General features: G+C 55.4%; 7 protein-coding genes. 4 read left to right on the top strand and 3 right to left on the bottom strand.

The window, feature by feature from the left end; translation table 11 throughout:
- Positions 1 to 313: 313 nt before the first annotated feature.
- From BXP70_RS03700 to BXP70_RS30900, 4 genes are all read left to right on the top strand, one after another.
- On the top strand, positions 314 to 9,061 hold the full coding sequence (locus BXP70_RS03700) for a T9SS type A sorting domain-containing protein (protein WP_086592690.1): 8,748 nt from the start codon (positions 314 to 316) through the stop codon (positions 9,059 to 9,061).
- 505 nt (positions 9,062 to 9,566) lie between these two features.
- Positions 9,567 to 16,976, top strand: coding sequence for an Ig-like domain-containing protein (locus tag BXP70_RS03695; protein ID WP_179197573.1), 7,410 nt, complete (start codon positions 9,567 to 9,569; stop codon positions 16,974 to 16,976).
- Between the two features lie 216 nt (positions 16,977 to 17,192).
- Positions 17,193 to 18,587: a sensor histidine kinase gene (locus BXP70_RS03690; protein WP_086592688.1), complete on the top strand. Its 1,395-nt coding sequence runs from the start codon at positions 17,193 to 17,195 to the stop codon at positions 18,585 to 18,587.
- 51 nt (positions 18,588 to 18,638) lie between these two features.
- Complete coding sequence (locus BXP70_RS30900; RefSeq protein WP_086592687.1) at positions 18,639 to 20,291, top strand: FAD-dependent oxidoreductase; 1,653 nt, start codon at positions 18,639 to 18,641, stop codon at positions 20,289 to 20,291.
- A gap of 153 nt (positions 20,292 to 20,444) precedes the next feature.
- Here the strand turns inward: BXP70_RS30900 and BXP70_RS03680 are convergent, their stop codons facing one another.
- From BXP70_RS03680 to BXP70_RS03670, 3 genes are all read right to left on the bottom strand, one after another.
- Positions 20,445 to 21,599, bottom strand: a complete 1,155-nt coding sequence (locus tag BXP70_RS03680; protein ID WP_086592686.1) for an FAD-dependent oxidoreductase — start codon at positions 21,597 to 21,599, stop codon at positions 20,445 to 20,447.
- Between the two features lie 33 nt (positions 21,600 to 21,632).
- On the bottom strand, positions 21,633 to 22,388 hold the full coding sequence (locus BXP70_RS03675) for a helix-turn-helix domain-containing protein (RefSeq protein WP_086592685.1): 756 nt from the start codon (positions 22,386 to 22,388) through the stop codon (positions 21,633 to 21,635).
- 88 nt (positions 22,389 to 22,476) lie between these two features.
- On the bottom strand, positions 22,477 to 22,881 hold the full coding sequence (locus tag BXP70_RS03670; RefSeq protein ID WP_086592684.1) for a response regulator: 405 nt from the start codon (positions 22,879 to 22,881) through the stop codon (positions 22,477 to 22,479).
- Positions 22,882 to 22,884 lie beyond the last annotated feature (3 nt).

Genomic DNA, 22,884 nt, shown 5'->3' with positions numbered 1-22,884 from the left:
ATTTAAATTGAAGATTCAATAATTATTTATAAGATAAAATATATAAAAATTTAGTTTTACATTAAATAAGCTTCCCATAATTAGATTAACTATTCTCATTTATAGAACACAACAGTAATTACATAATTAAAGTAATAAAGCATCCAAAAAACACGTGAATAAGCGCTTTTTATACATATCAAATATCCAATAAGACACAAAGCGTTATGGGGCCTGAGTAGAGGAAGCTACTATCACTTCCCAAAATAGAACTCACCCCTATTCACCTCAAACCTGCCACTACTCAACTCTCATAATCTCCCACTTCTATCTTATGAAAGCAGCTTTACGATTTTTAGGGCTTTTGCTAGCCCTAATTCCTTTAGGGCTTCCACCTGCTTGGGCGCAGGTGTGCACGACAACAAGCACGCTGAACTATACTAACACGAGCACCACAGGTGATGAACGAACGAGAACCCGAACGGTAAATGGTACCTCGTTTACCTACAGCGGCTACACCAGCACCGTACCAGGTGGCCAGACAAACGTTTTCTCGGTGGGTACGAACGGTAATCTGAGTGGCCAATCGCTCGTTTGGCAGCAGGATAACCAGAACGTCAACGGTGCTAATAGCGCCTCCGTTACGCTCACCTTCACGCGTCCGGTCAACAACCTAACTTTCCAGTTTCAGGACGTTGACTCGGACGTTAACTTCATTGACGATTTAGTATTTGAAGCTTACGTCAATGGCAGTACTACGCCCGCTACGCTGACTAGTGCCAACTTCACTACCAGCGCCAACAACGAGTACGTGAGCGGCGGTAGAGTACGAGGCAAAGGTGGCAACGTAGCAGCTGGTAATACCGCTGGCAACCTAGCCGCAACCATGCCTGCCGGTGTGACCAAGCTGGTTCTGTATTACAATAACTCGGCGGCCGCTGGCAACACCGCACGCTTGCAAACAATTGGCATCAACTCCATTAGCTGGTGCGCGCAGGCCGACTTATATACTCAATTTACAACGGCACCTGACAACTCAGTGGCCGGACAAAGTCTCACCTATACCGTACAGTTCGGCAACAACGGACCGGATGTGGCGGCTTCCAACGTCGTGCGGCAAGTAACGGTACCAGCCGGTGCGGTGGTAACCAACGCTGGTGGTGGCAACTATTCCGCTACCACTAATACGATTACGTGGCCGACCGTCGGCACCTTGAATGCTGGTAGCAGCAGCTCGTTCACGTACACGTACACGGCGCCGGTAACTGCTTCGGAGTATAACAACACTGCTACCATCTCAGCCGAAACGGCGAGCAGTGATCCAACGGAAAATAACACCAGCACACGCAAAGTACTGGTAACATCTGCTTCTGACCCCTGCACAACAGCTTCCGTTACGTTCGCATTTGCAGATCGCACAACTGGGGAAGATTGGAAAGCACGGGCGCAAGAAAGCCTACCGAGCGCCAATGGTCCTACTAAAATCGGGACCAGCAACTACACGTTCAATAACACGGCTGGTTCGCTGCAGATAGGCTCACTGAACAACCAAGGAGTATTGGTATGGACCAACGACTTCTCCACTGCAAACGGTAGTAACTCCATACGGTTCAACTTTAGCCGACCTGTATCTGACTTCAGTGTAGAAGTAAATAATATTAATTCGCAGTCGGGCTTGCTCGCTACAGATTACACGGACCAAGTAGCATTTGCTGGAGCGAACGGCACCTCTTCGGTAACGCCAACCCTTACCTCTGCTGGTGGTATAACCATTGTAGGGGCTACCGCTACGGGCAACAGCACGGCCAATGCGACGGTCTGGGCATATTTCCCCCGCCCTATCACCACGCTTACCATTACCTTCAACAATGGTAACCCGGCTCTAGCCAACCCTGATCAGCAGATTATTGGCATTGTAGATATGACCTGGTGCCGCCTAGCGCCAGTGGCCAACAGCGTGACAAACTCCGCTACCCTGCCCAGCACGGCCGGCCAAGTTACCCTTGATCCCCTAAGCTCCTCCGTCGATGGCATAGTGCAGTCATATACCATTACGGCTATTCCGCCTAACTCGCAGGGTGTGCTTTACTATAACTCTACGGGCTCTACCTACCTGCCTGTAACTAACGGCCAAGTGCTGAACGCTACCCAGGCAGCCAGCTTGCGCTTCGATCCGGCAGCGGGCTATACGGGTACCAGCGCCCAGTTTAGCTATACTGTAAAAGACGACGAGAATCTGACTTCGGCTACGGCCGCCACCTTCACTGTTCCATTGCAGCACGTAGCGCCTTGCACGGTAACTACCACTCTCAACTATAGCACGCGCGCCGCGGGAGAAGATTGGCGGAATCGCACTGCTGAGGGAGTTCCTACTGGCTCTTCTGTAACCCAGGTTGGCACTGTGGATTACAACCCTGGCGCCAATTTCACCAACTCGTTCAGCACAGGCACTTTGAACGGAGTGCAATCCTTACTCTGGAGCGTTGACTACTCCGCAAATAGTACCAACAGCTCTTCCGTCACGTATACCTTTTCTCGCCTAGTATCAAACTTCACCGTACGAATACAAGACATCGATATTGGTGCTGGGTTTATTGACCGGGTCATCTTTACCGGTAATGACGGTACTACTACTGTCCTGCCTTCTTTATCAAAGGTCAACAGCAACTCAGCTATTGTAGCGACCAGCGGCAACGTGGCAACTGGTACTGCCAATACTACTAGCAACGTAGATGGAACAGTAATAGCTTACTTTCCTAGCCCTATTAAGAGCTTAACTATAACGTATCAGAACGTTGGAGCGGGCAACGATGGTGCTGCTGCGGGTATTGGCATCGATCAAATGACCTGGTGCCGCTTGGACCCAGTAGCCAACGACATCACGAATGCTAGCTTACCCGCCGGCATCGGCGCCACAGCTATCAATAACCTCAGCGCAGCAGTCGATGGCACGGTGCAGTCGTACACGATTACAGCCCTACCCCCTTCTGCCCAAGGCACACTCTACGTCAACGGCACTATTCTGAATACGACCAACTTCCCTGGACTGGTCCTGACGCCGACGCAGGCTACTCAGCTTTCCTTTATTCCGGCAGTAACCTACAGTGGCCCGGTTAATTTCACGTACACCGTAACCGACGACCAAGGGCAGAAAGATGCTACACCGGCTACGTACACCATTCCGGTAACAGCAACGGGAGCCAGTGGCATTGCAGCAGCTTGTGCTACGCCAGGTAAAGAAGGCAACGTTGTCGGTTTGGCGGTTAACCCTGATGCTTACTATCCTAGCATTACCACCCAGACTCTAAATGCTGGTGCAAAGTCGATTCAGGTAAACGCTGCCGCTGGCGCTCAAACCGACATCACGGCCGGCGACCTTCTGCTGGTTATCCAGATGCAGGGGGCTGACATCGATAACAGCAACAACGATGCGTACGGCGACGGTGTAGCAGGTGGCGCAGCCAATGGCAACCTAAACAACGCAAACTTCATCGCAGGTCAGTACGAATATGTAGTGGCGGCTAACACCGTGACGGCTGCTAGTGGCGGCACAATTCAACTGGTTAATGGACTGAAGTTCGGCTACCAGAATGCCGCCGCAACCACTACTACGGGTCAGCGGCGCTTCCAAGTGATTCGTGTACCGCAGTACGGTAATCTTACCCTAGGTGCTACCATCACGCCTAGCCCTTGGAACGGTTCCACGGGTGGTATCCTCGTGATAGACGTAGCGGGCCAGACGAGCCTAGGCACCTTCAACCTCGACGCAACGGGTGCTGGTTTCCGCGGTGGGGCTGGTCGTATTCAATCGACTGTTACTGGCAACGATGCGTCTTACGTCACGACGACAGCTTCTGACTACAATGCGCAAAAGGGTGAAGGCACCGCTGGTACTCCTCGCTATGTAAACACAGGCACTGCCGTGTTGGACACGAATACGGATGGCTACCCAAACGGCGGCAGCGCTAGCCGTGGTGCCCCTGGCAACGCTGGTGGTGGTGGTAACAACAACATCGATAACAGCGGCGGTGGCGGCGGTGCCAATGGTGGCGCTGGTGGCCGCGGCGGCAATAACTTCTTCAGTAACCTAGCTATTGGCGGCGAACCTGGCGCCAACTTCGCGGTAGTTAGCAGCAACCGCCTTGTCCTAGGTGGCGGCGGTGGTGCTGGCACTACCAACAATGGCACCGGAACACCCAATAATGGCTTTGCCAGCAGTGGCAAAGCGGGTGGTGGCATCATCATCCTACGTACCGGCTCTATTACGGGTAGCGGCTCTCTCATTGCGAGCGGCGCGGCACCCAACACCACCGTGGCAGACGACGGCGGGGGCGGTGGTGGCGCCGGTGGCTCTATCCTAGTCACGGCGACGAACACTGCTGGTTTGACAAACGTCACGCTCACGGCCAATGGCAGCGACGGTGGAACCAACACCGGTGGTACCGCCGGCCCTCACGGACCTGGCGGTGGCGGTGGTGGTGGCGTTGTCTTAGCCAACGGCGCCGTGAAGGGCACTTCGGTTTCGAGTGGCGCTAACGGCACAACCACGGGCAGCACGGCCTTCGGTGCAACGGGTGGCTTGGTAGGCGTCGCAAACACTCAAATCAGCAGCAGCATTGCGAATAGCGCAACGGGCTCGGTTTGCGCCTCGGATGTAACAACAACCCTCACAGGTCCGGCTACGCTAAATGCTGGTCAGCCTTCGGGCACGTACCTAGCTACTTTCACCAACAACGGCCCGAACTCGGCCGACGGTGTAACGCAGCGAGTAACGCTGCCGGTAGGCGCCACACTTACGGCTACTCAGCTGAGCACGATCCAAGCCGCATATCCAGGCACGACTTACGACTCTAGCACGCGCGTGTTGTATTTCACTGGCAACACAACAACACTGGCCGGTGGCGTTACCAACTCGTTTAACTTTGCCTTCACGGCCCCAACCACTACGGGCGCTGCGCCCATGAACAGCGCAATAACAACTACGTCGGGCCAAGGAGTGAATGCTGCTCCTGATCAATCTACGCTTACCCCCACCGTGAATTCGGTTGCCGATGTAGCGACCACCATCTCGGGCAACGGTCCGGTGAGCGCAGGCGGACAGGGAACGTTTACGGTGAACTTCACTAACCTGAGCGCTACAGGCCCCCAGACAGCAAATGGCGTCGTGGCGACAGTACAACTTCCCGCCGGCCTAGGTACGGTAAACTTTACAGGCACGGTCGGCTCGTACAATAATACGACTGGCCTAGTAACGTACACGAGCCTCACCACGCTCACGAGTGGGCAACTAGTTAGCTCTACCATCACCTACACTCAGCCGACTACGGCAGCGGTGGTAGCCACAGCTTCGATCAGCACAACATCGAACGAAGCGGGACAAACGGCCAACAACATGGCAACGGCTACCAACAACACAAATGCCGTGTATGACGTCACGACGGCTATCAGCGGTCCGGCAACTATCACGGCGGGCAATCAAGTGCTCTATAACGTATCAACGACGAACAGCGGCACCAGCTCAGCGGCACCTAACGTGACGCAGACAGTGACACTACCGGTTGGTGCTTCCAACGTGTTCGTAACTGGTGGCGCAACCTACGATGCCACGCTACGCGTTGTAACATTCCCGGCTATTACGTCGCTCGCCGCTGGTCAGACGGTCAACAACACGGTTAGCTTCACCGCCCCGAGCAGCAACTACTCGGTCGGTGCCCGCGTGGCCTCGTCACCGGTTGATGCGAACACGGGCAACAACACGGCCTCGGTGAATACCAGCGTGACGGCTCCGCCTGTAACGACTACCAACGCCAACACGTTTGTGACGGTGACGTCATCGGCGGCTAGCATTAGCGCAGGCTCTGCTCTTACGTTCATTGTAACGGAAGGCAATGCTGGCAAAGATCCGGCAACGGATGTTGTGACGCGTGTGGCCATTCCCACGGGTTTGCCAACTGCTCCCGCTGACGTCAACGTTGTTAAAATTGGTGGGGCAGCCCCAACATCTGTTTCGGGCACAATAGCTACCTATGCCAACGGCGCAACGTATGATTCCAGCACTGGCATCGTTACGTTCAAGTCTGTGCCTTCGCAAAACGCAGGGGCGGCTAACAACAATACTTATTCTATCACTTTTGTCGCGCCTGCTTCGGGAGTCGTCACCGCAACGGCTGATGTAAGCGCTACGACCCAGGACAATGTACTTGCCGACAACGTAGCAACAGCCCAGGTAACGGTGAACTCAGCTGCAACGGATGTGACGACAGCGTTGAGCGGTCCTACTTCCGCAATGCCTGGTCAGCGCCTGACGTATACCGTCACGACGACCAACACTGGCCTAGCTCCTGCTGGTAATGTAATCCAGACCGTCAATATTGCAGCGGGCCTCGCTACGAGTGGCACCAACGCCGTAACCATTGGTGGCAATGCACCTAGCTCGGTGAATGGCGACGTAGCCACGTATGCGAATGGTGCTACTTACAACGCCAGCACGGGTGTCGTGGCCTTCTCCGCTATTACGTCGGCGGCAGGCGGCAGCTCCGTTACCAACACGATTGCCTACACGGCACCCGCTAATGCTGGTGCTAGCTTGGTGAACATCGCGACTGTGACAACCAACTCGGCCGAGACGAGCCTGGTTAACAACACAGCGCTGGTTACGACAACCATGATGGCTAGCGCTGATGTGCAGGTAAGACTCACGGGCCCTAGCACCATCGTCGCGGGCAACCCGCTCACGTATGCTGTGACTACTACTAACAACGGAGGCTCCGTCGCAGCTAGTGTCACAACTACCGTGCAGTTGCCAACGGGCTTAACTGGAGTCGTGGTGCGCGATGCGGCTGGCAACGTACTAGCCAACTCCACTACCTCCGGCTACAACAGCGCTGATGGTATTGTCCGCTTCCCCGCCCAGATCAACCAGAGTGCCGGTAATGATGCCGCCATTTCTGGTACGATCACCCTCAATGCGCCAGCTAATACCAACGTACTGGTACCCGTCGCGACGGCAACTGTAACGGGCACCACTGATCCAACTGTAGGTAACAATACGGCCAGCCTCGCGACTACAATACAGCCTGCTACGACGGCGCAGAACGACCTGACGACGACACTCACGTCTAATGTTGTTACGCAAACGGCTGGTCAACCAGTAACCTTCACCGTCACGACGACTAACGCCGCAACCAGCACAGGTACGGCAACGGGTGTGGTACAAACCGTGCAGCTACCAGCGGGCCTCACCAGCAATGGGGGCACGGTGGTAGTAACAGGCAGTGGTAGCTACGACAACGTAACTGGTTTAGTGGTTTTCCCGAGCACGAGCATCCCGAACACAGGTGCTACGGGCGCTGTGACCAATACCATCACGGTAAGCAAAGCACCTAGCATTGACCCGTTGGTAGCCGTAGCAGCAGTGCGTGGCAACGAATCGGACCCGACAACTGCCGACAACACGACCGTCGTTAAAGTGACTGTTACCCCAAATGTGGACGTTGCCACCAGCCTAACAGGTCCGGCAACTACCATAGCCGGTAACACCGTGAATTACTCGGTAGTGACGCGTAACAACAGTGTTTCGCCCGCTACAAACGTAACCCAAACGGTGACTCTGCCAGCAGGCGTAACGAGTTATTCTCTAAATGGTGGCGCGCCTATCACGGTAGCTTCAGGCGCTACGGTTTCTATACCAGTGCCCTCGACCATTAACCCCGGCGATGTTAATACGGTAACCAACACGATCAGCTTCACGGCACCTAGCACAAGCTTCGCCGTCGTAAGCAACGTGAGGGCTACTGGCGACAATGGCACGACGGGTAACAATACTTCAACTCAGAACACGGCCACAACAAACAACCGTGCGCCGGTAGCGGCCAACGTGATCAATACGTTGCAGTCGCCAGAAGGTAACACGGCTGGTCCGCTGCTACTTTCCTCGCTAAGCGCGACGGACGCAGATGGCAATACGGATATCAAGACGTATACCATCGCGACCCTTCCGAGCAGCTCGCAAGGTATTCTGTACAACGGTACAACTGCGTTGGCACCAGGTGCTACCATCACCCTAGCCGATATTGCGAAGTTGACGTTTGATCCAGCGGCCAGTTATGTGGGCAATGCGTCATTCACTTATACAGCTACGGATGCTGTTGGGGCTACGTCGCTGCCAGCCACTTACCTCATCCCTGTTGGCCAAGATGTAAACTCGGTGTACACGAACACTACGCCAAAAGGAGGCAACAACCCCTACCAGAATGGCGACATCATCAGTAACGCATTCGACGCGAACGGTGGCACCTACAATGCAGCTTCACCCCAAGCCATCACCGACATCGGTGTGCGCTCAGCGGCACTGGCTTCGGGTAGCAATGCATTGCCAGCTGGCGTAACCGTTAATTCTACTACGGGTGCTGTTACCGTCTCTAACCGGGCTCTGCTAAGAAGCGGCACGTATACGGTAACCATCACCACAGTAGATGTCAATGGCGGCACTAACACCCAACCCGTAACCTTCACGATTGGCAGCGTCCCGCTTCCCGTCGAGCTAACGGCTTTCGCAGCTACTGCAAAGGGCAACGATGCAGTGCTAGCTTGGACAACGGCTTCGGAGAAAGACAATGACCACTTCGAGGTAGAACGGTCGCTTGATGGTGTTACGTTTGAGACTGTAGGTACGGTAAAAGGTCAGGGTACTAGCACTGCCGCACACGAGTATAGCCTGATCGATGCTCGTGCGGCCCAGCTAGGCCAGACGCTTTACTACCGACTTAAGCAAGTAGACGCAGACGGGACAGTAGCCTACTCTCCGGTACGCACGGTGGCTTTCACAACAGCTCCGAATCAAGTGAATGTAAGCCTGTATCCGAACCCCGCGGTTACAGAAACTAGCTTAGATCTGCGCACGTTGCCAGCTGGTACGTACACGGTGTCTTTGGTCGACCTAGGTGGCCGTTCAATAACAACGCAGTCGTTGGACGGTGGCAGGGTCCATGTGCTTCAGGTGCAACAATTGCCTAGTGGTGCTTACCTCATTCTGATCAATGGCAAAGACACTCACATCACGAAGCGTTTACTAAAGCAGTAGCCATCCACTGAATTTAGTTTACCACGAAAAGAGCCCCACCAAAATTGGTGGGGCTCTTTTCGTGTTGCAGATATTTTGTCAACTTTTATAATTAAATAATCCAAATTGATTTTAAACAATTACACATTGCTCCATAATAAAATAATACAATAATTTATTAGATGCATTCATATACAAAGACAAGCCTGTTTAAATTTTCCCTTAACAAGAATTTTCTGTCTATAAATGAAAACACAGCTGTAGGCGGCTATATTCAATAATTTGAATAAAAACTATCCTCGTTTATTCACCAATTAAACAGTCATCTTTGGTCGAGTACAGACTATCATTCGTCGAATTATATCATTTACAGCTCAACACTAAGGCAGGTTTGCACCATAATTGATTCTGCTTTTTTCCCAAATTGAGCATAGCGTGCCAACCTACTCGTCATCCCTTTATTCCCATTAGTTATAGCATGAAAACAACTTTACGTTTTGTTGTCCTACTCTTAGCTTGGACCGCTTTGGGCAGAACAGTAGGTTGGGCACAGTGTCAACCTTCCTTTCTGGACAATAGCACAACTTCTAACGGCTTAACTGCCGAGTACTACCGCACGACTTTCTACCAGGAAGCAGGCTTCAATGCGAGTGCTATTACGTTTTTTCAACGTACTGCGCCCCAGCGTCGCAACGACTTGACGGTAAACTTTACCACGAACAGCTTTCCGGTTACTGTATACTCATCAGGTACGGCTACCAACCCAGATAACTTCAGTGCACGCTACCGCGGAAGCATCAACATTCCAGTAACGGGTAGCTATACTTTCTACCTGACCTCCGATGATGCCTCGTACATGTGGATTGATAACCCAGCGTTGGCAACTACGCCTAGCGCTACAAATGCATCCATCAGCAACGGTGGCGCGCACAGCGCAAGCGAAAGGTCTTTCACAGTTACCTTAACGGCAGGCTTTCACGACATCCTGATTCTGTATGCGGAAGAAGGCGGCGATAACATTCTAAAGTTTGAATACGCCAGTACCGCTGCTGGCATTACTCGTCAAGTAGTTCCATCTTCCGCTTTGTGTGCCGGCCCCGCCGCAGCTAACAACGCACCGGTAGCTAACAACATCACCAACACAACATTACCTATTTCTTCTGCGGCGGCAGTATTGTCGCCCAATCTATCGGGTACAGATACAGATGGTACGTTAGCCTATTATAATATTATAACCCTGCCGGCTGCAACGGCCGGGGTATTGCGTTTTAACGGCACAGCTGTAGTAGCCGGACAAGCTATTCCCTCAAGCCAGCTGAATCTCCTGACTTTTACTCCAACAGCCGGCTACACAGGTACTGCAACCTTCCCGTACACGGTGACGGACAACGCCGGACGGACTGCTCAAACGGCTGCTACCTACACGATTCCCGTAGCTTCTACGATTAGTGGGGTAGTGTTTGAGGATGTAAACTACGGAGGTGGCGCTGGCCGGCCAAGCACTACCACTGGTGCTGCAGGCCGCCCGAATGCCACCGTTGAGCTCTACAACAGCTCTGGAGCACTGGCTAGAACGACGACGACTGATGCTACCGGAAAATATACGTTCAACATCATCAATGGCACTTACACCATTCGCGTCGTCAACAGTACCGTATCTTCTTCGCGTGCAGGCTATACTACGACTCTCACCCCTGTCCAGACGTACAATGGCACCACAACCCGCGTTGGAGGTGAGAACCCTTCATACACGGATGCTGCTGCCAACTCGGGTACGCAGACGTTGTCGGGACTAAGCACAGGGACTGTCACTCCTCAATCTATTGCGACAATAACCAGCAGTGGTGCAGCAACAGTGGGCCCTGACTTCGGTTTCAACTTCGACGTGGTGACGAACACGAATGATGGAGGCCAAGGCTCGTTGCGTCAATTCATTACGAATGCCAACGCCCTCAGCAATTCAGGCCTAGCTCAAACGGGTCAGGTAGCCGGGAGTGAGGTGTCTATCTTTATGGTTCCGGATGGAGCGGCTCATGCTGGTCTATTGGCTAGCAACAACGGCGGTCCAGCTTCGCAACTGACCAACGGGGTAGCACTTATCAGACCCACGAGTGCATTACCGGCTCTCACGGATGCAAATACTGCTATTGATGGCTCGACACAGACCGCGAATATTGGTAATACCAACACGGGCACGCTTGGCACGGCAGGTACCGTAGGGGTTGGCCCCGATGGCATTGCCAACACGGGTGACGAGCTAGCTCTAATGGTGGTAAACAAACCGGAAGTGCAAATTCAGAGCACAACGTCTACGGCCGTCAACATTGGTCTTGATGTACAAGCAGCTGGTACACTCCTGCGTGGCTTATCGGTGCTAGGTTTTGGCACCGCAACCAACGACGACAACAACGCAAACGTGCGGGTTGGCAACGTCACTGGTTTCCTGATTGAAAGCAACTTTTTGGGCATTTCTGCTACTGCCGCTAGCCTAGCTTACAGCACCACTTCTTCGGGTACGGGCGACAACCTTCGCATCATCAGTGGCAAAGGCAATGGCACTACTACTGGCGCTACAGCTAGCATTGTGCAGAACAACCTGATTGGCTACGCTCGGGGTAAAGGCATTGGTGTAGAAGCCGGCTCGACAGGCGTTGTTATTCGCAACAATGAAATCCGCAACAACAGTATCGGCGCTGACAACCTCGACGGCATTGATATCGAGAATAGCTCGGCTACGATTATCACCGGCAATTACGTTCTTGACAACTTCGGCGCAGGTGTAGATATGTATGGTTCATCTGGTGGCAACGCTCTGACGGGCAACACCATCACGAACAATGGCCGCGCCAACGGTGAAAATGCTGGTGTTCGGTTGTTCGGCAGCGATAACACGGTTAGTCAGAACATTATTACCAACAACATCGGCGCTGGTATTGCCGTCACGAACGGCACCACGACGACTAGCACCACGACTAACACGAGCAACAACGTGCTGTCGATGAACTCGATCAGCGGTAACGGCAGCGTCGCTTCCAACGGCAACGTGACGACGGGTAACATCGGCATTGATTTAGAAACAACCAATAATAGCCTGCCCGCTGGTTCCTCTCCTTTTGTGTCGTACAATGACAACAGCGACACGGACACGGGTGCCAACGGCTTGTTGAACTATCCTGTTATCGCAACGGCTACCATCCGCAATGGCAACCTGTTGCTGACGGGCTTCGCTAAAACGGGTGCCTTGCTGGAATTTTTTATTGCCACCCAGAATGCAGCGTCGCTCAACGCAATTGGTGCCAACTTTGGCCAGGGCTCCGCTTATCTGTTCTCACGCACTGAAGGGTCAACCGCGGACCTAGATGCCATCACCGGCAGCTACGGACAAAGCAACGCAACGGTCAACGGTTTCTATCAGGGAACAGAGACAGGTCAAAACCGCTTCTCTTTCTCGATTCCGCTTGCTTCGCTGACTTCGGCACAACAAGCCGCATTGGCTGCTAGCGGCGTCAAGCTGACGGCAACGGCGACCATCACCTCTACCTCGGCCACGGAGCGCGGCACTTCCGAATTCTCGGGGAACGCACCTGTGCTACAGGCCCCGGTCGCCAACAACGACTTTGCCACGACTATGCCTGGCACGGCTTATACCTTCACGGGTACTACGGCCGTAACGACAAACGACACGCCGAGCGGCACCATCGACCCCACAACCGTGACGCTTGGCACGGCCGTTCCTACTTCGCAGGGCGTCTTCGCGGTAGATGCTAGCGGCAACGTGACCTTCACGCCCGCTGCTGGTTTCGTGGGCATTGCCACAATACCCTATACCGTGAAAAACACTTCGGGCACGGTATCGAACATCGCATATATTTCGGTAGAGGTAAAAGGGACCACCTTCAACCTAGCTACCTCGCTTTCAGGCCCATCATCGGCTAATGCGGGTGCTTCGGTGACGTACAATGTAACCTCCAGCAATCCTGGCTCGGTGGCCGCTACGAACGTGGTAGAAACCGTGCAACTACCAGCAGGCCTTATAATTACTGGCTTCACTGTCGGCGGTAGCACGGGTACACTGAACAACGGCGTTATTACCTTCCCGACCGGCAATTACAACCAGAGCACTGGCCTGCTGACCTTGACTATTGGTAACTTAATGGCCGGTACGGGTACGACCACAACGGCGGTTGTATTCCCAGCTCCGGTTACGGACCCACTGATTGTAACGGCTAATATCAGCGGCAACGGCGGCACGGAAACGATTACCTCCGACAACACTGCTACCGTACCGACGACTATTGCACCGCGTTTTGATGTGACGACGGCAATCAACGGTCCGAGCAGCGTAACGGCTGGCAACGAGGTTACCTACACCATCGTGACCAGCAACGTGGGCCCATCGGTTAATGCCAATTCGGTATCGCCAGCAACTAACGTGATCCAGACGGTGACGCTCCCCGGCAACGTAACGGGCATCTATGCCTCTAATGGGGGCACGGCGGCGTTCAACTCGAGTGCTAACACGACTACGGTAACCTTCCCGGCTATCAGCACGCTAGCAGCGGGTCAGTCACAAATGAACACCATTAGCTTCGTAGCACCTAGCAGCAGCTTTCTGGCGCCAGTAGCCGTTGTGACTTCTGGCCTGACCAACAGCAATGCCGGTGACCTGAATTCGCCGATAGCTGGCACGAACAACAACACGGCGCAGCTGAATGGTGCCACCACGCGCCCCACGGTTACGACCGCTACGGGCACAGGCGCAGCGACCAACGTATATACGACCATCACGCCTTCCGCGACGAGCGTAGCAGCGGGTGCTAACATCACGTTGACCATTACGGCTAACAATGCTGGCCCAGGTGCTGCGGCCGGTGTGCAGGAAATGGTAGCATTACCAACTGGCTTGGCATTCAGCAACCTAGGCGGTGGTACGTATAACCCAGCTACTGGCTTGCTGACCTTCCCCGCATTAACCTCGAACCTAGCCGTGGGCAGTAGCCAAACGTACACCGTTACGTTTGCCGCACCGCAACAAGGCTTCGTTCTGGCTACGGCTACGGTGAGCACCTCGAATGCCGATCTAGTACCCAACGACAACGTAGCAGAGGCGAAAGTTGAAGTGACACCGGTAACAGACGTAGCTACCACGCTAGCTGGTCCGGTAGTGGCGCTGCCCGGTCAGACATTAACCTACACGGTAACGACAGCCAACAACGGTAGTGCTACCGCCAATGGCGTGGTACAAAAAGTACAGTTGCCCGCAGGCCTGACCTCTATACAGCTTAATGGTGTAGCAGCTAACAGCACCCAATACGACGCTACTTCGGGCGTTCTGACCATTAGCTTCGCCGATCCGCTAGCCACGGGCTTCACGCAGACGAATACTATTTCATTCACGGCACCAGCCAGCATGAGCAGCTTCAGCCCAGTGGCTTTTGTTAGCTCGAGCACCGCGGAAACTACTATTGCTAACAACACCGCTACGGTGCTCACTACTGTGACGCCTGCTGCTGATATAACGATCAGTGCAACGACGCCGGCTTCGGCAGTAGTAGGCAACCAAGTGTTCTACGTAGTAAGCACGACCAACAAAGGCGCGGCAACGGCAACGAGCGTAGCCCCTACGCTGCAACTACCCGCTGGCCTAGGCGCTGCCAACGTCACATTCCCTGGTGGCACGAACACCGGCACGTATGACAACGCAACTGGTCTGGTGACGTTCCCGGTGGTGAATGCACTAGCCAGCGGAGCTAGCCTCTCGAACGAAGTGGCGGTAACGATGCCCGACGTGGCTCAACTCACGGGCGTAGCTCGGGTAACTACTACCAGCTACGACACAAACCTCGACAACAACTACGCTGGTGTAGCTACCACTCCGGTAGCTGCTACTACTGCTACCGCTGACCTGCAAGTGGCAACCTTCACGCCTGCCACAACGTCGGTGAATGCTAACGCTGCGACTACGCTGACGGCTACTTTCAACAACCTAGGTACGGGCACCGCTACCAACGTGGTACCGCAGATTGTTCTAGTACCTGGTCTGACGGACGTTCTGGTGTCGAGCAGCGGCAACTACGACCCTAATACGGGCATCGTGACATACCCAACAGTAGCTACCGTCGCGGGCGGTGCCGCCGTGATTGGTACGTACACGGTGAGCTTCACGGCTCCGGCTTCAGGTCCGATCAAGGCCGTAGCCGCCATTACGTCGGCCACTTCCGACGGGGCATTGAGCAACAACACAGCTTTGGCTACGGTGAACGTAACGTCGCAGGCGAATGCTACTACCAGCATCAGCGGTCCTGCTTCAGTAGCACCTAGCTCGAAAGTGACGTATGCTGTAACAACTTCCAACGTTAGCACGGCGTCACCTTCCACCAACGTGGTGCAGACGGTGACGGTACCTAGCACAGTAACCGACCTGACGTATCCGGCTGGTAGCTCGGTTAGCACCCTGAATGGGGTTACGACAATTACCTTCCCTGCTATTGCCTCGTTGGCAGGTGGTCAGGCCAATGCCGTAACGAACTACGTATCGTTCACCACGCCTTCTACGCCTACTTTGGTAACGGTAGCAGGTGCTGTGACATCAGACGTTGATACGGACCCGGACAACAACTCCGCTAGCGTTAACACGATTAGCAACCGGGCGCCAGTAGCGTATAACGTCGTAAACAGCGTTCAATCACCGGAGGGTAATACGGCCACCAAAGCTATGCTTATCTCGCCATTGGTAGGTACCGACGCCGACAACAACACGCTAACCTACCGGATTACAGCGCTGCCTACTTCGGGTACACTCTATCTAGCAGATGGCACCACTGCCGTTACAACGACCACTGTGCTGACGGCTACGTCAGCTAGCCAGCTGCGTTACCTACCAACTATTGGTTTCGTGGGCAATGCCTTCTTCAGCTACACAGCTACCGATAACGCTAGCGTAGCGGCTACTTCGAACACGGCCATGTATACGATTCAGGTAGGCACTGATCAGAACTCGACGTACGCTGCTACGCCGACCAAAGGCGGGGTTGCGCCATACCAGAACAACGACGTGCTGACGTATATCACCGACTTGAACGGTGCTCGCTACGTTACCTCGGGTAGCTCGTCTCTCGTGTACAATACGACCACAGGCGCTCTGCTCGCTGGTGCGAGCAACGGGTTACCAACTACAGGCACAAACGCTGTACTGGCTGCAACTTCTTCGCTCACGGCTACACAATTGGCAGCGCTCGGCGTGAGTCTGAATACAACCACAGGCCAACTGTTCGTGTCTGACCGCACCAAGCTGAAGGCAGGAACCTACTCCGTAACTGTTAGTACGACGGACGTGAATGGTGGCACCAACAGCATCATCCAGAGCTTCACCATCGGCTCGGTACCGCTACCGGTTGAGTTGACAGCTTTCACCGCCACGGCCAAAGTGAACGATGCTGTGCTAGCCTGGACAACGGCTTCGGAGAAGAACAATGACCACTTCGTAGTAGAGCGCTCCTTGGACGGACAGTACTTCACCGCCGTAGGCACGGTAGCTGGCAACGGCTCGACCAACACCGTGCACACCTACAGCTTTGTTGATAAAGCCGCCGCTCGCGCCGGACAACAGCTTTATTACCGTTTGCGCCAAGTAGACACCGACAGCACCGAGTCTTTCTCGCCTGTGCGCACGGTGCAGTTCTCGGCAGTGGCAACGGTTGCCATGGAGCTCTACCCGAACCCGGCTGTTGACCAAACTACGCTCGACCTAACGCAGGTGCCAGCAGGCAACTACTCCGTGACTTTACTCGACGCCGCTGGCCGAATCCTGAGCACGCAGCAGCTAGCTGGTGGCGCTACGCACCTCCTTCATGTGCAGAACTTACCGGCGGGCGCTTACCTAGTTGTCATCAACAGCAACTCGGTACACCTCACTAAGCGTCTGCTGAAGCAATAAGCGTACGGTAGCAAAACGTTGAAAAAGCCTCTCCCATTTGGGAGAGGCTTTTTTGTGGTAGATACCTAGTTATTTTACGCAGCCAACCGTGCAGCCCTACTGCTCGAACGCAACACTTTGCACGGCTGCTAGTCGCCCCCTAGGCAGGCTCTCTACCTTGAGTCCGGCGCTAGTAGTGTATATTGATTGATACCAGAACCCAGCTACTCCGTACGTATGCCTGCCAACCTGACCCGAGAAGAGCTACTGACCATCACAACGTTTCAAGGGCTGCCCCTTGAAACAATAGACTGGCTATTGATGAATGGCGAGCGTCGCGACTACGCGCCCGATGCTTCCATTGTGCAGCCCGGTGATCCGGCCGAGTACCTAACAGCTTTCGTGCAAGGAGGCGTCCAATTTTTTCGTACCCAGAATGGCCACCGAGAGCCCTACTTCCGCATTGAGACGGGGCAAGTAAGCGGCGTGCTGCCGTATTCGCGCCTACAAACCTTGTCCAACTACGGCGCTGCCGTTGGCCAGACCGTCATGTACGCTCTGCACCGCAACTTTTTCCCGGAACTCGAACGTGTAAGCCCTGAGCTGGTGCAGCGGCTGGTAGGCCTCATGAGCGACCGGGTACGAGAGGAGGCTCGGGGCCAGGAGCGCGACGAGAAGCTACGGGCGCTAGGCAAGCTTTCGGCCGGCTTGGCGCACGAGCTGAACAACCCGGCCGCAGCCATTGCCCGGGCCGCCGAAGCCCTAGCCGATCGGGCCGCGACCAAGCCAGCCTTGCTCCTGAGCTTGGTGCGCCACTGCCCTACCCCTGAGTCGCTGGAAGCCCTCATGAACCTAGCGCAGGCGGCTTGCAGCACGGAACCCCAAACGCGGCCCTCGGCGTTGCAGCGCGCCGACTTAGAAGATGAGCTAGCCGATTGGCTAGAAGAGCAAGGCGTGCCTGATGGTTACCAACTGGCCGGCGGCTTAATTGATGCCGGCCTAGCCCTCGACCAGCTCAAGCCCGTCGCTGCCGACCTGCCCGTTGAGGTGCTACCTGCCGCCCTGGCTTGGCTGGAAGGGCAACTCACCACTTACCACTTGGTCTGCGACGTGCAGGAAGCTAGCTCCCGCATCAGCACGCTGGTCAACAATGTAAAGACGTATTCGCACATGGACCGGGGCTCCGACATGGCCTCGCTAGATGTGGTAAGCGGCCTGGAGAGCACGCTCAACATGTTCAGCTACCAGCTGCGCAACAAGAACATTCAGCTCGTGCGCGACTACGCTCCCGATCTGCCTATGATCTGCGGGCAGGTCAGCAGCCTGAACCAAGTATGGACGAACTTAATCGACAATGCGCTCGACGCCTTACCCGAGGGCGGCACCATCACGTTGCGCACGCGCCGGGAAGGCGACTTCGTGCGCGTTTTTATTGTCGATAACGGTCCTGGCATTCCGGCCGAAATCTTATCGCGCATCTTCGAACCCTTTTTCACCACCAAGCAAGCCGGCGACGGCACAGGCCTAGGTTTGGATATTGCCCAGCGCACCATCCGCAACCACAATGGCCGCCTGGAGGTGCAATCGACGCCGGGCCACACCGAGTTTTGTGCTTGGCTGCCCGTAGCGTAGACTTGCACCCGCACACCTTTCCTTCCACAACGCTGCTCTATTCTCTTCACCATGAAAAAACCCGTTCTCCTAGCCGTCGATGACGACCCGCAGGTGCTGAGCGCCATAGATCGGGACCTCCGCAGCGAGTTTCGCCGCGACTACCGCGTCATCCGCGCCAGCTCCGGCGCCGAGGCGCTGGAAATTATTAAAGAGCTTAATGTGCGAGCCGAGCCGCTAGCTTTGGTTTTGGCCGACCAACGCATGCCGGGTATGGAAGGCGTTGAGCTGCTGGAGAAGACGCGCACGCTCTTCCCCAACACTAAGCGCGTGCTGCTCACAGCTTATGCCGATACTGAAGCCGCCATCCGGGCCATCAACCAAGCCCAGCTCGACTACTACTTGCTCAAGCCCTGGGACCCGCCCCAGCAGCTGCTCTACCCCACGCTCCACGACTTGCTGGACGCCTGGCAGGCAACCTACAAACCTAGGTTTCAGGGCGTGCGCGTTATTGGCTTTCAATGGTCGCCGCTTTCCCACGAGGTCAAGGATTTCCTGGCCGGCTACATGGTACCTTTCGAGTGGCTGGATGTGGAAACAAACCCCGAGGCGCAGATCCTACTCAATAGCACGGGCTTCACGACCGCCGATCTGCCGTTAGTCATCAGCGAGGACGGCGAGGCCCTGGCCCATCCGGAGCGCGGCGCGATTGCGGCGAAGCTAGGTCTCGCCTCGCACGCGTCGGCCGATCTGTACGATGTGGTGGTGGTGGGCGCTGGGCCGTCGGGCTTGGCCGCCGCTGTGTATGGCGCTTCCGAAGGATTAAAAACACTACTAGTGGAGCGCAACCTCCCTGGTGGTCAAGCTGGTACCAGCTCCCGCATCGAGAACTACCTAGGTTTTCCCACAGGCGTGAGCGGTAGTGAGCTGACTCACCGTGCTTGGTCGCAGGCCCTGCGGCTCGGGGCGGAATTCCTGGCGCAGGAAGTCACCAGTATGTGCATCCAGGATGGCTATTATAAAGTTCTGACCCTAGCCAACGGCAGCGAGGTGCGTACCAAAGCCGTGGTACTTACCCTAGGTGTTAGCTACCGTACGCTCGACATTCCTGGCATCGACCGCCTCAGCGGGGCGGGGGTCTACTATGGCGCCGCCCGTACCGAGGCCCGTTCCTGCGACAAAGGCGACGTGTACATCGTAGGCGGAGGCAACTCGGCGGGACAAGCGGCGATGTACCTAGCAGCTTACGCCCGGCAAGTGTACATTGTCATTCGGGGCGAAACGCTGGCGGCCTCCATGTCGGCGTACCTGATCGAGCAGATCCGGCAAACGTCGAACATTGAGATTATGTCTTTCACGCAAGTGAAGGAAGTGTGTGGCCAAGACCACTTAGAGGAGCTGGTGTTGAGCATTAACGGGCAGCGCGAAGTACGCAAGGCGCGGGCCTTGTTTGTCTTTATCGGGGCCAAACCGAGCACCGAATGGCTCAATGGCACGGTGCTTTTCGACAACAAAGGCTACTTGCTTACCGGCCGCGACTTAGTAACCGATCCGCGCTACGCCAAGCACTGGAAACACCCCCGGGAGCCGTACCTGCTCGAAACCTGTGTCCCCGGCGTATTTGCCTCCGGCGATGGCCGGGCGGGCGCCATGGCCCGGGTGGCCTCGGCCGTAGGCGAAGGCTCCATGGCCATTAAGTTTGTGCACCAGTACTTAGATGAATAACTAAGATGCAGGATAGCCCAGGGTTCATTCCCTGGGCTATTTCGTTTAGAACGAAGTTCGTATGCCTAGGGCTAGCCTAGGCTAGCAGCCCGTAGCCTGTTTTCGTTCTATCGTGCGGGGCTGATCGGACCTAGCTATGGCATTAGAATACTGTCACGCTACCACTTGGCGCATCCAGGCTACGCCGTTGGGCGAATGCATCTGCTCCATCGACTCGATGGAAATAGCAGCCACTTCGGAACCACGACGGCGCATTTCCTTTTCGTAATAACTAATAGCGCCGTGGAGCGTTGTGAAGCGACCATCTGTTAGACAGCGGCTTAGCTCCAGCGCATCCAGCATGGCCATGTTCACGCCTTCGCCGGCGTAGGGTGGCATCAGGTGGGCGGCGTCGCCGAGCAGGGCGATGGTGGATTGCGTAGGCCACTCTTGGTCGAGGGGCATGCAGTACTGCGGACGCAGCACAAAGTACGCTGCCTCGGTAGCAAACAGTTCGCCCCACAGCGGGCTCCACGTAGCAAAATCGTGCGCAAACCAGGCGGCTACTTGCTGCACGTTTTGAAAGTCGATGCCGCTTTCTTGTGCCCAGTTTTCGGGGGTACGCTGGCAAGTATAGAAGGCTAGGCTCCCGTCACCTTTGGCGCTAAGAATAATCGATTTTTCGCCGTCGAGGGCAAATATTTTTCCGCCTTTCACCAGCGCCCACAGGGCCGGAGCGTGCTGGGCCGCATCGTACACATTGCCTTCTACCACCGTATAGCCGGTGAAAAACGGCTTAAGTGGCGTCAGAAGAGGCCGCACCTTCGAGTTGGCGCCGTCAGCCCCGACGACGAGGTCGGCATAGGCGGTATAGGCGCCGGCGAAATGCAGTTGCCAGCCGTTGGCGGTAGGAGCTAGGTTTAGTAGTTGGCTGTTCCAAACGATGGTGCTGGGCGCGAGCGAGTCGATCAGCAAGTCGCGCAACGGCCCGCGGTCGATTTCGGGTCGAAAGTGCTCGTGCCCAAACGTGGGCGTATCGGGCTGCTGGTGCTGATCGTGAAGGATAGCAGCCTGCCCGTCGAGCAAGCGGATCTTGTCGGCGCCCGGCCGGTAGTGGGCTTGAAAGGCATCGAGCAAGCCGGCTTCGATGAGGGCGCGCAGGCCCGATTCGTCGTGCAGGTCGAGGGTGGCGCCCTGCTGGCGGGCCGTGCGGTCGACGTCTCGCTCATACACCGTTACCGCCACGCCTTGCTGTTGGAGGAGGCGCGCCAGCGTGAGGCCCCCCGGCCCGCCGCCGATAATGGCTATTTTCTTATTTGTCAGAAGCATAGTCTTCGTTAGTTGATGGCTACGAAGACAAAACTATTCTTCAGCCCAGGCAGAAAATTGAATAAATCGGTCGTTCTGATTGCGAGCTAGCTCTTTCGGACGCACCCCAGCAAAGCGGCGTACTTCCCGAATAAAGTGCGCCTGATCGGCGAAGTGCTGCTCGGGGAACAGCCGGCCGGCTTTCAGCTGGGGGAATGCCGCCCGAAACCGCAGAATGGCGCAATAAGCCTTGAGTGTTAAACCGAAATACTCCTGAAAGTAGCGGTTGATCTGTCGACTGCTCCAGCTCGCCTGCGCCGCCAACTCGTGCACTGGCCGCGTGCCATCGGAAGCATAAATCAGCTCAGATAGCCGCTGTTTGCGCGGGTCGATAGCCGGCTGCACCAACGCGCGCAAAGTACTGCTCAGCTTGGCACAGAACTGCCCGAAGTCGGCTAGGTCTTCGGGAACAATGTTCCAAAAAGTAGCTGGCAGCCGTCGGGCTCCGTTGAGAATGTCGGCCACGCGCGTTTGCAGCAGGTATTCGGCGGCCAGTAGGCGCAGGCTGACGGCGAACAGGACGGTATCGGCTGCGAGCGTTGTTTGCTCGGCGACGCTACCTAGCCCCATCAGCATAACGTGAAACGGCTCCGTTTTGGAGTACGAAAAGAGCACATCAATTCGGCCATCGGGTAGCAGCATGATGGGCTTGCCAACACCCGAACCAGTTTTCAGCATCCAGAAGCTTTCAACCACGGTCGCCAGCGCAGCATCCGGTTTCACTGAGTGGTATTCCAGGTCGTTGTTCATTGCTATTGCTATGCGTCGCCCGACATGCCCTTCTGATAGCACCGCCGCCTCGCCAATTTGTCCACCTAGGTTTACTTGAGTGAAGACCCTAGGGCAAGTTTGCGCGGCGCTCTACCACTTGCGCGTGAATGGCGCGAACCTGATTGCTATCCAGAGGTTTGTGAATCAGGCCCGTCACGACCGCAAATTCCTTGGCCCGCGCCGTGTCGGACAGGGCCAAAGAGGAGGTCAGAATATAAACAAAGCACCGCTCCAACAGCTCGGTTTCGTAGGGCCTGAGCGCCTCCAAAACGTCCCAACCGCTCATCAGCGGCATGTTGAGGTCCAGCAGAATAAGCTCCGGGGGATGGTCGGGCAGGGTTTGGCGCAGATAGCTCACCGCCTCCTGCGGCACCTGAAACGAGCGCACAGCCTCCCCCATTCCTTCTCGTTTCAGCAATTTTTCGGTTAGAAATACACTGATAAAATCGTCGTCAATGAGCAACGTTTGCATACA

This window comes from Hymenobacter crusticola (assembly GCF_002154225.1).
GTDB lineage: Bacteria > Bacteroidota > Bacteroidia > Cytophagales > Hymenobacteraceae > Hymenobacter > Hymenobacter crusticola.
The sequence above is the reverse complement of the archived record's forward strand: the minus strand, read 5'-3'. Positions and strand labels throughout refer to the sequence as shown.